This window comes from Collinsella tanakaei (genome assembly GCF_016900375.1).
In the GTDB taxonomy this organism is placed as follows: domain Bacteria; phylum Actinomycetota; class Coriobacteriia; order Coriobacteriales; family Coriobacteriaceae; genus Collinsella.
Genome location: NZ_JACJKB010000003.1, coordinates 209,967 through 224,167, shown reverse-complemented (window position 1 = coordinate 224,167; position 14,201 = coordinate 209,967). Strand labels below are relative to the sequence as shown.

General features: G+C 66.3%; 11 protein-coding genes. 5 read left to right on the top strand and 6 right to left on the bottom strand.

Annotated features, from left to right (window positions below; genetic code table 11):
* Positions 1 to 280: 280 nt before the first annotated feature.
* Positions 281 to 1,597 carry an NAD(P)H-dependent oxidoreductase gene (locus tag H6A16_RS03455; protein ID WP_204616153.1) on the bottom strand — a complete coding sequence of 439 codons (1,317 nt, stop codon included), beginning with the start codon at positions 1,595 to 1,597 and terminating at the stop codon, positions 281 to 283.
* Between the two features lie 156 nt (positions 1,598 to 1,753).
* Between H6A16_RS03455 and H6A16_RS03450 the strand changes: the two genes are divergently transcribed.
* A complete protein-coding gene (locus tag H6A16_RS03450; protein ID WP_204616151.1) occupies positions 1,754 to 2,890 on the top strand; it encodes a pyridoxal phosphate-dependent aminotransferase in 1,137 nt (378 codons plus the stop codon).
* 201 nt (positions 2,891 to 3,091) lie between these two features.
* On the opposite strand, the gene H6A16_RS03445 is transcribed toward H6A16_RS03450, so the two are convergent.
* From H6A16_RS03445 to H6A16_RS03430, 4 genes are all read right to left on the bottom strand, one after another.
* The gene (locus H6A16_RS03445; protein WP_204616149.1) at positions 3,092 to 3,829 is read right to left on the bottom strand and encodes a LytR/AlgR family response regulator transcription factor; all 738 of its coding nucleotides are present in this window, start codon (positions 3,827 to 3,829) and stop codon (positions 3,092 to 3,094) included.
* A 69-nt stretch (positions 3,830 to 3,898) separates the two neighbouring features.
* Entirely contained in the window at positions 3,899 to 5,233 is a 1,335-nt protein-coding gene (locus H6A16_RS03440) for a GAF domain-containing sensor histidine kinase (RefSeq protein WP_428830075.1), read from the bottom strand.
* Positions 5,234 to 5,657: 424 nt separating this feature from the next.
* A complete protein-coding gene (locus H6A16_RS03435) occupies positions 5,658 to 6,932 on the bottom strand; it encodes a metal-dependent hydrolase family protein (RefSeq protein ID WP_204616144.1) in 1,275 nt (424 codons plus the stop codon).
* A gap of 57 nt (positions 6,933 to 6,989) precedes the next feature.
* Entirely contained in the window at positions 6,990 to 8,429 is a 1,440-nt protein-coding gene (locus tag H6A16_RS03430; RefSeq protein ID WP_204616142.1) for an APC family permease, read from the bottom strand.
* Positions 8,430 to 8,975: 546 nt separating this feature from the next.
* Between H6A16_RS03430 and rplJ the strand changes: the two genes are divergently transcribed.
* The 4 genes from rplJ (at position 8,976) to H6A16_RS03410 (ending at position 12,304) form a co-directional block, all read left to right on the top strand.
* Positions 8,976 to 9,497, top strand: coding sequence for a 50S ribosomal protein L10 (gene rplJ / locus H6A16_RS03425; protein ID WP_204616139.1), 522 nt, complete (start codon positions 8,976 to 8,978; stop codon positions 9,495 to 9,497).
* Positions 9,498 to 9,599: 102 nt separating this feature from the next.
* The gene (gene rplL, locus H6A16_RS03420) at positions 9,600 to 9,980 is read left to right on the top strand and encodes a 50S ribosomal protein L7/L12 (RefSeq protein WP_204616136.1); all 381 of its coding nucleotides are present in this window, start codon (positions 9,600 to 9,602) and stop codon (positions 9,978 to 9,980) included.
* Between the two features lie 493 nt (positions 9,981 to 10,473).
* Positions 10,474 to 11,379: a UTP--glucose-1-phosphate uridylyltransferase gene (locus H6A16_RS03415; RefSeq protein WP_204616134.1), complete on the top strand. Its 906-nt coding sequence runs from the start codon at positions 10,474 to 10,476 to the stop codon at positions 11,377 to 11,379.
* A gap of 214 nt (positions 11,380 to 11,593) precedes the next feature.
* Complete coding sequence (locus tag H6A16_RS03410; protein ID WP_239458155.1) at positions 11,594 to 12,304, top strand: aquaporin; 711 nt, start codon at positions 11,594 to 11,596, stop codon at positions 12,302 to 12,304.
* 95 nt (positions 12,305 to 12,399) lie between these two features.
* On the opposite strand, the gene H6A16_RS03405 is transcribed toward H6A16_RS03410, so the two are convergent.
* Complete coding sequence (locus H6A16_RS03405) at positions 12,400 to 13,728, bottom strand: AlbA family DNA-binding domain-containing protein (RefSeq protein ID WP_204616132.1); 1,329 nt, start codon at positions 13,726 to 13,728, stop codon at positions 12,400 to 12,402.
* Positions 13,729 to 14,201 lie beyond the last annotated feature (473 nt).

Here is a 14,201-nt window from a genome sequence, read left to right as displayed (position 1 = left end):
AGACGCAAACACCTGTTCGCTTCTCTCGCGTGCGACGGCGGGCAGGGGCGCGTGCGGGCCGCCGTCACGGGGCCAAGGCGCTTGAGGCGCCCGCTTCAAGCGACGGCAGCGAGTTATGAAGCCCGTTTTCAGCGTTTCTTTCGTGTCTGGGCGAGTAGAGGGCGTGCGCGCTTCATCCTTTAAACCTCTGAACTGGGGTTTTAATAAGCGGAACGTCGGGAATCCGGGGTTCTACTCAACCGATGGCAAAAGAAACGCTGAAAACGGGCTTCATAACTCGCTAGCTGCCTGAGGTACCGGCATGTGCGCCGAGATCGTAGCTGGGCTGCGCATCCAGATCCGCATGATTGGCCCGCGCAAGCTTGCGCCACAGCGCCTCAGCCGCCAGCTTGTAGATCGCGCGGGGAGTCGGGCATCGAGCGAGTATGGCAGACGGGTCGAGACCGCATGCCTCGCGGCCGAAGCGCTCGTTTGCGTCCTGCACGGTGAGCCCCATGCGCACGGCGGCGATCAGCGCATCGATGCCCTCCGAACGCGCGCGGCGCATGCCCCCCATGCGCGGGCTGTGGGCAAAGGGTACGATCATGCCGCCCCCGCCGATGGCGAGGCCGCCGCACCAGGAAACGCCCGCCGCGTGGCAGAACCCGCGCAGGATGCCGAAGGAGGAAAGCGCCTGCTCTGCCTCGTAGGACCCCAGGTTGCAGATGGCGTAGAGTTTCGTGCCGGAGGCGAGTGCGCCCTCGCGTGCGGCTCGCTCGAGCCATGCGGTCAGGTGTGCGGGCAGCGCGTCGACGAACAGCGGGTAGCCGATGACTATGGCCTCGCAGGAACTCAGGTCGACGCCGCCTTTGCGTGCGTTCGGAGCGCTGAGCTCTCCTCGAAGCGTGCAGTGGGCGTCGATGATCTTCGGAACAGGGCTGCCGGACAGGCGCGCGTAGGCGCCGAGCGCATCGGCGAAGTCGGCGAGCAGGTGCTCGGTTGCCGATCCTTTGGCCTTGGGGCTCGCGTTGACAAGGGCGATGCGTTGGGGCGCTCCCGGCGCTCCAAGCACGGGCGCGTCGGTAACAGGGCTGCCGACGCCTAGCGCGCCCAGGGCACCGTCGGGCCGCCCGGCATCGCGAGCGCGCTCGGGAAACCAGATGCCCTCGACCTGCGTACCAAGGTTCACCTCGTTGGCCCGGGCGATCCCGAGAAACGTCGTGCGCTCGCCATCGTCGCGCGTTCCGTACAGCCATATGCGCTGCCGCAAGCTCTGTGGGTAGCGCAGCCTATGGTGCATCTGCCCGTCGACGATGCGGAAGTTCGGGTGCAGGTAGGGAAGCGCCCGATCGAGCGCGCGCTTGACGAGCGGGCTGTAGCCGCCGAAGCACGAGGCGGAGATGATGTCGAGCCGATCGGTCGCTCCGAGCAGGGCTCCCAGGTCCTGAAGGCGGTCGCGCATGACGCAGCGCCCCGGCGTCTCGGTCCAGCAGCGAAAGCAGCCCCGGCAGGGGGCGGACGCCTCGAGAGCCTCGCGCCCGACGATCACGTCGGGTGTCTCGGGCAGGTCGAGCGCGTCGCGTTCGCGCTGGTCAAGATCGCAGATGAGCGTATGCACGAGGCGCTCCTTCAGGTGGCGGTGTCCTTCGCATTGTACCGTGTTCGCTATTCACTGCCGCCTCGCCACGTTAAATCGTCGCGGCGGCGGGGCAGCCGCCCGGAGGGCACGCGCGCTTGCGGTATCGTGGATGGCAATGGCACGAAGGAGGACCGTATGATCAGACCGACGAATTCCGCGCTGGCGCAGCTTGCGCCCTCGGGCATCAGGCGCATCAACGCGCTCGCCGCCGAGCAGGGCGATTGCATCCCGCTGGCGCTCGGGGAGCCGGATTTCGCCACGCCCGAGCCGATCTGCGCGGAAGCGGCAGCGGCCCTCGCCCGGGGCGAGACGCACTATCCGCCGAACAACGGCACGCCCGCGCTGCGCCAGGCCATCGCAGGCTACATGTCCGACCAGGGCCTTGCCTACGACGCGGCTGACATCATCGTGACCGTCGGGGCCACCGAGGCGCTCTCGTCGACGTTCCGCGCGCTGCTCGATCCGGGTGACGAGGTCATCATTCCCGTGCCCGCTTTCACCGTGTACGAATCCGACGTGCTCATGTGCCATGGCCGCGTCGTGCAGCTCGATACGGCTCCGACGGCGTTCCAGGTCCGCAAAGATTCGCTTGCCGCCTGTGTCACCTCCGCGACGAAGGCGATCGTCATCTGCTCGCCGGGCAACCCGACCGGATGCATCCTCGATGCCGCATCGCTCGATGCGGTCGCCGAGGTCGCGGCCGAGCACGGTATCTACGTGATCTGCGACGACGTCTACAACCGCCTCGTGTACGAGGGCCCCTATGAGCGCTTCGCCCAGCGCCATCCCGAGCTGCGCGACCGCACGGTCGTGATCGACAGCTTCTCCAAGCCGTGGGCGATGACCGGCTGGCGTGTGGGCTGGCTTGCGGCCGACGGCCCCGTGGCGGCGCAGATCGCCAAGGCGCATCAGTTCTCCGTGTCGTCGGTGCCGGCCTTCGTGATGTCCGCCGCGGCGCGGGCGCTTGAGGTCGATCCGGAGCCCATGCTCGAGGTCTACCGCTCCCGCCGCGACCGGGTGCTCGCGGCGCTCGATGGCATGGGACTCGACACGGTGCGCCCCGCCGGCGCGTTCTACGCGTTTCCCTCCATCGAGCAGACGGGTATGGGTGCCGAGGAGTTCTGCGAGCGCGCCATCCGCGAGGCGGGCGTGGGGCTTGTGCCGGGGGAGTGCTTCGGCGCGCCCGGTCACGTGCGCCTGTCGTATTGCGTAGCGGACGATGCCCTCGACGAGGGCCTGCGCCGTCTCGCGCGGTTCGTGGCGAGCATCTAGAGCGATGCCCACTTTCAGGACGGAGATGTTTTGGGACATTGCGCGGCAGGCCACGCAATGTCCCAAAACATCTCCGTCCTGAAAGTGGGCATCGCCAGTCGCCTGGCCTCTTTGGGGACGTAGCCGGGAGGCGCCAACGGCCGGTCGAGCCGGCCGTTGGCGCCTCCCGGCTACGTCCCCAAAGAGGCCAGGCAGGGCTGCCTACACGAGGCCCAGGCGCTCCTTGACCTGGGCTGCCCGCCTGCGCGACACGGGAACGGTGGCGTCCGCATGGGCGCAACGGAGCTCCATCGTGCCGCCTCGCGCGATCTCGACGTCGCGCACCTCGTCCATGTTCACCAGGTAGCTGCGGTGCACGCGCAGGAACCCTTCGGGCTCCAGGCGCTGCTCAAGAGCGGAGATGGACTCGTTGGAAAGGTAGGTGCCGCCACGGCAGATGATGTTCGAGTAGTCGGCATTCGCCTCGATGTAGCAGATGTCGCGCACGGGGATGAAGGCGCGGTGCCCGCCGCGCTCGACCGCCAGACGGTGCACGTGCTCGGCCTGAGTTGCCGGCTTGCGCGCGTCGAGATGCGCGCCCACCTTGTCGAGCGCGCGGGTGAGCCGTGCCTCCTCGACGGGTTTGAGCACGTAGTCGACGGCGTCGAGCTCAAACGCCTCGGCGGCGAACTCCGAGAAGGCGGTCACGAAGACCACCGCGGGCGGGTGCTTGAGGTTCGCCAGCGTCTCGGCGAGCTTGATGCCGCTCGTGCCGGGCATCTGGATGTCCAAAAACAGCACGTCGGGACGGCTGGCAAGCAGCTTCTCGACGGCCTCCGAACCGTTGCTCGCCTCGTCGATCGCGCCGACCCTGCCGTCGCGCGAAAGCAGGTAGCGCAGCTCGGAGCGGATGGGCGGCTCGTCGTCCACGATCAGCACGGTCCACAGTTCGGTATCCATGGGTCTCCTTTTCATCTGGTCGCCGCGTCGGGCGCGGATGGGGTGCAGGGTGCAGCGGAGGGAAGGCTATCAGTTGCGGCTCGGTTCGTGAGGCTCGCCGAGAAGCGCGATGGTCACGCTCGTGCCCACGTCCTCCTGCGAATCCACGCGTATGCCCGAGGCCTCGCCGTAGAAGAAGTGGATGCGCATGAGCACGTTGGAGAGCGCAAGCCCGCAGCCGCGCTTGATGGAGCCGTCGGCGGTCACGGTCTCCGGTTCCTCGACGGCCGCGTCGCGGGGCTCAAACAGGTGGGCGCGGACCTCGTCGCTCATGCCGATGCCGTCGTCGTCGACCGAGATCTCGAGTCCGCCGGCCGTCCTGCGCGACGAGATGACGATCGACAGCGGCTCGGCTTCGCGCATGGCATGGCGGATGCAGTTCTCGAGCAGCGGCTGCAGGATGAAGGGCGGCACGCGGCAGTCAAACGTCCCGGGATCGACATCCGTGCGCACGCGCAGGCGGTCGGCGCCGTAGCGCGCCTGCATGAGGTTGATGTAGCGCATGCCCTGCTCGAGCTCGTGCTCAAGCGAGGTCAGGGTGTCGGAGTCGGAGAGCGTTGTGCGGTAGTAGTTGGAGAAGTCGATGAGCAGCGAGCGCGCCTTCTCGGGGTCGGTGCGCACGAGCGAGACGATGGTGCCGATTGTGTTGAACAGGAAGTGCGGGTCGACCTGCGACTGCAGGGCGCGCAGCTCGACGCGGGCGGTCAGCTCGTCTTGCCGCTCGAGCTCGAAGCTCGCGAGCTGCGTGGAGATGAGGTCGGCGAAGCCCGTGGCGAGCGCCGTCTGGCGCATGTCGATATTGCCGAAGCGCGGGTAGAACAGCTCGAAGGTGCCCACGCAGCGGCCGCGCACGGTGAGCGGCGCCACCACGCCGGCGCGCAGGCGCGGGAAGTAGCGAAGCTCGTCTTCGGGTGCGCCGTCGCGCGAGAACACGCTCATGTGCCCGCTCTCGATGACGCGCTTCGTCGTGTCGAGGGTGACGGGCGTGCCCGCGGGGCAGCGGTCGGAGCTTTCGCCCCAGCAGGCGAGCACCTGCTTGCCGTCGGTGATGCAGATGGCGGAGGCGAGGGTCTCGGGCAGGATGATCTTGCAGGCGCCGAGCGCCGCCTCGGGCGTCATGCCCTGGCGCGTGTGCACGAAGATCTTCGAGGCGATGGCGAGCGTGCGGTCGGTCGCGCTCGAGGTGAGATCATCGGGTACGACGAACACATAGGAGAAGAAGAAGCACAGCAGCACGAGGCCCGCGATGGTGACGACGGCGGGCACAGGATGCGGGTTGTCGATAAGGTCCCACACGAGCATGACAAGCAGCAGGGGCACGCACAGGCCCAGAAGTACCGTCATGGCAACCTGGCTCGAGCGCATGACCTTGGTGGGATTCAACCGCTGTGACCAGCGGATCGGATGCGGAATGCCGCCCACGCGCCTTCCTTTCGCAATCGTATGCGGCCCACTTGCACGGCCGCCCCAAAACGCCAAAAAGGGGCCGCAGCCCCAAACGCCCCTCATACTACGCGGCCTCAACTCCCATCGCCAGAGGGTAATAAAAAGCGGGGAGCAAACGACGGGCAACAAGAAGCGTAACCCCACCGCGCGCACGCGCCGAAAGAGCCCCAATCAAGACCCCCGCCCACCGGCCTGGACGCGACCCCGCCACCGCCCGCGCAGCACACCGCAAGCGTGTAGCAGCAGGGCCCGCCCCCGGGGCTTTCCTAAGCGCGCAATCCCGCAGGCCGCAGGCCGAGGACGCGCGCGTGGAAACCCCGGGGCGGGCCCGGTCAGGTCAGTCCTACGCGGAGTACTTGTTGCGCTCGCCGAAGGTACCGGACTCGACGATCCAGCCGTCCTTCATGATGACGTCCATGTTCTCGGGGGTGAGGTCATGGATGTCGGTCGCCGGATCGCCGTTGACGATCAGCAGGTCAGCGCACTTGCCGACCTCGAGCGAGCCGGTCTCGTCGTCGCAGTGGGCCATCTTGGCACCGTTGATGGTGGCGCAGGTGATGGTCTCGAGAGGCGAGATGCCCACCTTGTCGACGAAGTCGTACATCTCGTCGATGGTGACGTAGCCGTACGGCGTCACGAAGCTGAAGGAGTCCGAGCCGATCGTGAAGATCACGCCGCGCTTCTTGGCCTCGCGCAGGCAGTCGTAGTTGCGCTGCAGCTCCTTCTCAACGAGCGTGCCCTCGTACTTGTCGTGGATCTCGGGCACGTAGACCGGCGGATAGGTGGAGTACCAGGTGGGAAGGAAGCCGATGGTGGGCGTGAAGAACGTGCCGTTCTCGGCCATGAGGTCCATGGTGCGCTCATCGATGTCGAAGCCGTGGATGAGCTGTTCGCAGCCGAAGCGGACCGAATCGTAGGCGGCGGAGTGCGAGTTGTAGCAGTGGCTCCACACGGGGATGCCGACCATCTTGGCCTCGTCGATCACGGCCTGGATCTCCTCAGCGCAGTAATGCTGGTCGCGGCCGGAGTCCCAGCGCCAGATGCCGCCGCCGGTCGCCCAGATCTTGATGGCGTCGGGGTTCTCGCGCAGGCGACGGCGCACGGCCTTGCGCAGATCCCAGGGGCCGTCGACTTGGTCGCCCCAGGGGTGGGATTCCTTGTTCTCGAGCTGGCTGCAGTGGTGCGAGTCGCCATGGCCGGCGGTGCGGCAGAAGCCCAGGCCGGTGGCGTAGACGCGCGGGCCCTTGAAGACGCCGTTGTTGATGCAGTCGCGCACGTGGATGCCGAAGCGGCCGATCTCGCACACGGTGGTGAGGCCGTGGGTCAGGCAGTCATAGGCCTGCTTGACGGCGACGGCCTGCTTCTCCAGCAGCGGCTGCATGACCCAGTCGGTGTCGTCGTCGGTCAGGTTGCCCGAGAAGTGCAGGTGGGTGTCGATCAGGCCGGGCATGACGGTCTTGCCGGTGGCGTCGATGACCTCGAAGCCCTCGGGGGCGTCCTGGTAGGCGCCGGCATAGGTGATCTTGCCGTCCTCGACGAGAACGAGGGAGTTCTCGACCGGGGCGCCGCCGAGGCCGTCGACGAGCTTGCCGTGAACGATTGCGTAGCTGGTGGACATAGCGTTCCTCCTTTATCCGTGCAAGTTTGGGACCTGTCCCCAAACTTGCATGTGGGTTTAGGCCTTTTTGGTCTTGGTGGCGAACATCAGCACGATGCCGACGACCAGCCAGCCGAGCACGATCGACCACTCGACGAGGTTGAGCGATGCGGGGCTGAAGGGAAGCACGAGCAGGCCGATGATGATGCAGCCGGCGGCGCAGGCGAGCACGATGCCGAACTTGCCGCCGGGCACCTTGTAGGGGCGCGGCAGGTCGGGCTCGGTGTAGCGCATGCGCAGGCAGGCGAAGGCCACCATGGTGCACGAGAAGATGAAGGCGAGCGCGCTCACGTTGGTCAGCGGGATGAGCATGTTCTTGCCCAGGAAGGGACCGACCACGGTGATGATGGCGAGCACGACGCAGGCCAGGCGCGGGGCGCCGGACTTCGGGTCGACCTCGGCGAACTGCTCGGGCAGCTGGCCCTTGCGGCCCATGGCGAGCATGATGCGGCTCGTGGCTCCGTAGAAGGAGTTCATGGGGCCCATGGGGCCGAGCGTCGCGATGCACAGCATGATGATGTAGAGGATCATGTTGATGTTCTTCAGGCAGGCGAGCGCCGGAACCGGACTCTCCACGAACTCATGCCAGGGCAGGATCGTGCCGAAGGAGTAGATGCACACGATGTAGAAGCCGCCGGCGGCAAGCAGGGCAAGCGAGATGATCTTGCCGAACTTGTTCCAGTTGAGGCCCTCAGCGGCCTCCTCGGCCTGCTGCGGGATGGTGTCGAAGCCCGCGTAGAAGAACGGGGTGAGCACGAGCACGCTCACGATGCCGGCGAAGAGGTTGCCGGCCGACGTCGCGGGCTCGCTGCCGCCGGCGTTCGTCACCTGCGAGAACACGGGCATGGCGTTGTCGGGCGAACCGGTGACGATCGAGATGCCCATGGCCAGCAGCATGCCGCACAGCAGGGCCTTGGTGAGGAAGGCCTGCAGCTTGGCGGCAGAGCTTGCGCCGCGGAAGTTGAGGTAGATGACGTAGGCGGCGAAGCCCAGCGCGATGACGGTGGGGATGAGGTACACGTCGGCGCCCATGATGGTGTAGAGCTTGACCGCGCGCAGCCACTCGAGGCCGGGCAGGCTGCCGAACATGTCGGAAACGAGGGTGGAGATGGCGATGGCCTCCCACGGGCACAGGATGCCGTTGCCGAGCGCGAGGAACCATCCAGTGATGTAGGACGGGATGCGCCCGAAGCTGCGGTCGACATACTCGACGATGCCGCCCGAGATGGGGATGGCCGCCGTGAGCTCGCCGAAGACAGCGCCGATGGGGACGAGGAAGATGGCGCCCAGCAGGAACGCGATCATGGCCGGGACGGGGCCGCCACCGACGACCATCCAGTCGCCGACCTGCAGAACCCAGCCGGTGCCGATGATGGCGCCGAAGCCGATGGTGAAGAAGTTCCACAGCGAAAGGGTCTTCTTCATGCCGCCCTGCTGGGCGGCGGTTGCATCTGCCATGTGTCCCTCCTTTCATAGTGAGCTTGCAGTTGTTTGCGGGCTTGCGCGCGAGCCCGCCTGTCGCTGGCTACGATAGGGGAGGCGCGCGATGCCCGGCCGCACAAACCGACCGGGGGACGCCCGCGGAAACGAGCGGCAGCGATTTGCCGACGAGCGGCACCTGGCCTCTTTGGGGACGTAGCTGGAAGGCGCCAACCGCCGGCCACGCCGGCGGTTGGCGCCTTCCAGCTACGTCCCCAAAGAGGCCAGGCCGTGGAGGCCTTGTGCAGATGGGGGATTCCCGCCCGTGTGCTTGACGCCGGGATGCCGGCACGCCATACTACTTGAGGTTCACGCACGAATCCGCTGCCAGAGACAGCCGGCGCCGAGGGGATTCTCCCCAAAGGCTCAATGGGGTAACCCGCCAGCCGAGGTGGTCGAGTAGATATGTCTTCTCGCCCCCGTCGCTCTTTGTCAGCGCGGGGGCTTTCTTTTCTCAAGGCATGCCCCCGTCACGTCCTGCACGGGTCCGTGCCCGAAGAAAAGCGAGAAGGAGGTGTAACCCATATGCCACAGCAGTACAAAATCGACATGGTCGCCGAGATCGAGTCTCGCATCGAGAACAACAACGGTGTGTTCGTCGTCAACTACAAGGGTCTGACGGTGAAGCAGGCTCAGGAGCTGCGTCATCAGCTCCGCGAGACCGGCGCCGAGATGAAGGTCTACAAGAACAACCTCGTGCGCATCGCTCTCAAGAACCAGGAGCAGCCGGAGATCGACGAGCTTCTCGTCGGCCCCGTCGCCTACGTGTTCTACGAGAACGAGCCCGTCGAGGCTGCGAAGGCGCTCAAGGACTTCGCCACGAAGTCCAAGGGCGTGCTCGAGATCAAGGGCGGTATCTCTGAGGGCAAGGCAGTGACGGCCGAGGAGGTCAACGCTATCGCCGAGCTCCCCACCAAGGACCAGCTCCTGGGCCAGATCGCCGGCCTCATCTCTGGTTTCGCACGCGACATCGCTGTTTGCGTCAACGGCGTTTCCAGCGGTCTTGCTCGTTCGATCCAGCAGGTCTCCGAGCAGAAGGCGGCCTAAGGTCGCCTGCCCGCGGGCGCGAGCCCGCACCCGTCCGGCGCACCCCGCGCCATGCAAGAAAGATCTCCCTGCATAGCAGGGAAACCGAAAGGATTGCTTAAAATGGCTAAGCTTACCACCGATGAGATCATCGAGGCTCTGAAGGAAATGACCCTGCTCGAGGCTTCCGAGCTCGTCAAGGCTATCGAGGACACCTTCGGCGTGTCCGCCGCTGCTCCGGCTGCCGTCGTGGCCGCCCCTGCTGCCGGCGCTGGCGCTGCCGAGGAGGAGAAGACCGAGTTTGACGTCGTGCTCGAGGGCTTCGGCGACAACAAGATCCAGGTCATCAAGGTCGTCCGTGAGCTCACTTCCCTCGGCCTCAAGGAGGCCAAGGAGGTCGTCGAGGGCGCTCCCAAGGCCGTTCTCGAGGGTGTCAAGAAGGAGGACGCCGAGGCTGCCAAGGAGAAGCTCGAGGCTGCTGGCGCTGCCGTCTCCCTCAAGTAACTTCTGGCAGGCTTCACGCCTGCTTGATACGGCGGCATGATCGCCGCCGATTCGAAAGGGGTCCGGGAAACCGGGCCCCTTTCGTTGTATGGCGTGAAATCGGGCGGGGCTCCACGCCTCTGGCATTCCGGTACTGGAAGACCGGAACCGGGCGCCTGCGAGGGTGCATTCCGGCCTTTTGGTACCAGGTAGCCGTCTTTACGCGGCGGACAAGGACGGGCCGGCACATCGCGCCCTTGATCGCTTGCATCCTGTCGGTACCGTGAGCGGTCGGATACGGGGGACAGCCGGTTGCAAACCACGGCATCGCGTGACATTCCCTTGATATTTCAGTTGCATCTGCGCATTTCCAACGCAATTTGGCAGGATGCGTTCGCGGAACATGACGCAATGGGGTACCCTGCTGGGTTAGTGAGATTCGGTGCGATGCGACCGCGCCGTCTGGGATATGCGGGCCACATGCCCGCGCCTGTGAAAGGAATAGATTCCGAACATGAAGGCAATCATACCTGCGGCCGGTCTGGGTACGCGTTTTCTGCCCTCGACCAAGTGCACGCCCAAGGAGATGCTTCCGGTTCTCGACAAGCCGGTCATCCAGTACGTGGTCGAGGAGGCGCTCGAGCCCGAGGAGGTCGATGACGTCATCATCGTGACCTCGCCCGGAAAGCCCGAGCTGCTGAGCTACTTCCAGCCCGATCGCTCCCTGGAGGGCCTGCTGCGCGAGCGCGGCAAGGCAGCCTATGCCGATGCCGTCGCCGCTGCCGGCAACATGCCCGTCGATTTCCGTTACCAGTACGAGCCCCGTGGCCTCGGCCACGCCATCCGCTCTGCCGCTGACGCCGTTGCGGGCGAGAGCTTCCTCGTGCTGCTGGGCGACTACGTCGTCCCTGCGCGTGACATCTGCACCAAGATGATGGCCGTGTCCAACGCCCACGCCGGCGCTTCGGTTATCGCGGTCGCGCCCTGCTCGCCCGATGAGGTCAGCCGCTACGGCGTGATCGCCGGCGAGCGCGTGGGCACCGTACCCGAGTCCGGCGATCCCGCCGACGACGAGCCGGGTGCCGTCTGGCGCGTCTCGGGCCTCGTGGAGAAGCCCGCTCCCGAGGACGCCCCCTCGAACCTCTACATCGTGGGCCGCTACCTGTTGAGCCCGCTCGTGATGGACCTGCTGGGCGACCAGGAGCCCGGCAAGGGCGGCGAGATCCAGCTCACCGACGCCATGGCGCGCAGCCTCGAGCGCGAGGCCATGTATGCCGTGGTCATCGACCCGCTGTCTGGTTACGACACCGGCACGCCCTCCGGCTGGATGGCCACGAACGCCCTCATGGCCGCCGAGGATCCGCGTTTCCGTGACGCCTTCTGGGAGGCCATCGACGAGCGCGGCGGCCTCAAGCGCTAGCGTTCGCGCCCACAATCACGACAGCTTGCACGATGCGCGGGACCGTCCAAGACGGTCCCGTTTCTTTTTGAGTGAGGGCTCCATCCGGGCAGCGGTCCATGCTGAACCTTTGATTGACGGTTGCCGCTTTCCGTTGCGCTTTTTCGCCCAACCTGCTTTCATGGTGCGCCGTTTTGCGCCGCGCTGGTGCGGCGCGCTGGAAAGAGGAGGATCAATGTCCATCAAGAAGTATGTCGCCGAGGCGCTCGGCACGTTCGTGCTGACCTTCTTCGGCTGCGGCAGCGCGGCGATCGCCGGCTCCACCCTCGGCAACCTGGGCATCGCATTCGCGTTCGGCCTGTCCATCGTCGCCATGGCCTTTGCCATCGGCAACGTGTCGGGCTGCCACATCAACCCCGCTGTGACCTTCGGCATGTATGCCGACAAGCGCATCTCGCTTACCGACCTGTTCGGCTACTGGATCGGCCAGTTCGTCGGCGCCATCATCGCCGCCCTGGTGCTCATGCTCGTGATCAACAACTGCGCCGATCTCGGCGGTGTCGCCGCGACCGGCCTCGGCTGCAACGGCTACGGCGAGGCCTCTTCCACCGGCATCTCCATGCTCGGCGCCTGCCTGGTCGAGGTCATCCTGACCATGGTCTTCGTGCTGACCATCCTGGGCGTGACCGCCGACGGCAAGACCGGCCACTTTGGCGGCATCGTCATCGGCCTCACCTTGACCTTCGTGCACATCATGGGCATCCCTCTGACGGGCACCTCCGTGAACCCCGCCCGCAGCTTCGGCCCCGCGCTCGTCATGGCGTTCGAGGGCAACACCCTTGCGCTCGACCAGGTCTGGGTCTTCATCTTCGCTCCACTCGTGGGCGCCGGCCTCGCCGCCGCCATCTTCACCGCCTTCAAGAGCTTCTATAAGCAGGAGGCGTAAAGCTCAAGCAGAGCCTTTGCCGCGAACGGCATGCGGGCCCGTCGCTCCTTGCGAGCGGCGGGCCCGTTGTTGTTTTCAGGGGCGAGCAGGCAGTGTCAGCGCTTCGGAGCGTTTTCGTTTGCGCGGGCGATATGGTTGCGCGCGGCCCCGTGCGCGCCGCGCAGCAGGGCGTCGACCAGGTCGTTGTCGCGCGCATCGGGCGAGCCCAGGGGAAGGCCGCATGCCTCGAAGAAGTGACTGCCGGCGAACTGCCGCGCGCGGAAGCTGTCGTGCCCGCCGTCGTCCAGGTAGCGCACGCGCGAGAGGCAGTCGGTCGTGGCGCAGAAGAGCGGCCCGCGCGCGCGGACGTAGTCCAGGTAGAGGGGCTCTTCGCTCCACAGCACGACGCCGGCGAGGTTTTCAAGCTCGTAGGCGACGGCGTACTGCTGCCAGGGGATGTTGCGCTCACGCATGTAGCGGTCGATGACCGCGGCCATGCGCGTCACGCGCGCGAGGGTGTCCGCGGCGCTCATGATGCGCAGGCGGTCGGTGGGGGCATCCGTTGCGGGGCAGGCCGGATTCGCGGGCGCCGGGTCCTTCATGGCAAGGCCGAGGGCGGAGAGGGCCTGCTCATAGTCCTCGGGTCCCACAAGCACGGCGGGAACGGAGAGCTTGACCGACTCGTCGCCGAACAGCTCGATCGCAGAGTGGGGAACGCGGGGGTCGTCGCGGGTGGGGACGCTGAAGATGAGGGAGTCGTGGGCGTGGTGGACGCGGCCGGCGAGCCGGCCGCGCGCGAAAGCCGTGCGCATGGCCTCGACGTGCTGGTTGACCTCGTCGCGCGAGGGCGCCTCGGCGGCGCGTCTGCCCATGCGGAACAAGTAGAGGTTGAACAGCGGGGTGTCGGGCAGCGCGTAGAAGACGGTGCGGCGGCAGAAGCGCTCGACTTCCAGCCGGCGGCGCGTGGCCTTGCCGTAGAGCTCTACGAGCGCCGAGCTGGCGGCGGGGCCGGAGGTCGAGCCCTCGCGCACGTCGACGACGCCGTCGGCGATGTAGGGCGGGAAATCGCCCTCGAGCACCTGAATGATGACGACGCCCTGGTCGCTCTGGGCGGGGTCGGGCAAGAAGCGCACCTCGATGCGCGGGGCGGGCGTGATATGGCGGCGGCAGAGCTCGCCGATGATCTGGCTGTAGTCGGCGGCCAGGCGCGGCACCGGGGTGAGCGCATGGTCGTCGTCGGCGATGCCGATGACGAGCCAGCCGCCCGCGGAGTTGGCGAACGAGGCGATGATCTTGGGGAGCTTTTTGGCCACGGTGGGGGAGAGGCTGCGCTTGAACTCAAGGGCGTAGCCCTCGTCGAGCTCGCGGAGCTGCTCGAGGTCCGCGTACGCGATGTCGGCGATGGCCTTGGGACGTCCCTGGTCATCGTGTATGGGGCTGAACATGCTGCGCCGCCTTTCTCTCGCCTCGTGCGCAGTATACCCACGCGGCACCCGCTGGCTCCTTTGGGGACGTAGCCGGGAGAGGCCACCCGGAGCGGCGCGAACCCTCGGGGGATGCTCCCGCGTGTTGGTGCCGCTCCGGGTGGCCTCTCCCGGCTACGTCCCCAAAGGAGCCAGCGAAGGGGCCATCCAAGGCGGCGCGCCGAGAATATATATAATCTGGGAACTCCAACCGAGTGAATCCTGCGGAAACGACGATTTGCGTTCCGAGAATATATATATTCTCGGAAGGGACTGCGAATGTCCCAAAACATCCCCGTCCTGAAAGCGGACAGTGCCCGGCGGGCGGGCGATGGCCTCTCTTGGCTACGTCCCCAAAGAGGCTATCCACGGAAAACTCATGAACAGGTGTTCGATTCGTAGGGGTTTAGCAGGGCAAATGGCGAGCAACTTTTTTGCTACCCCAAATAGTCGCC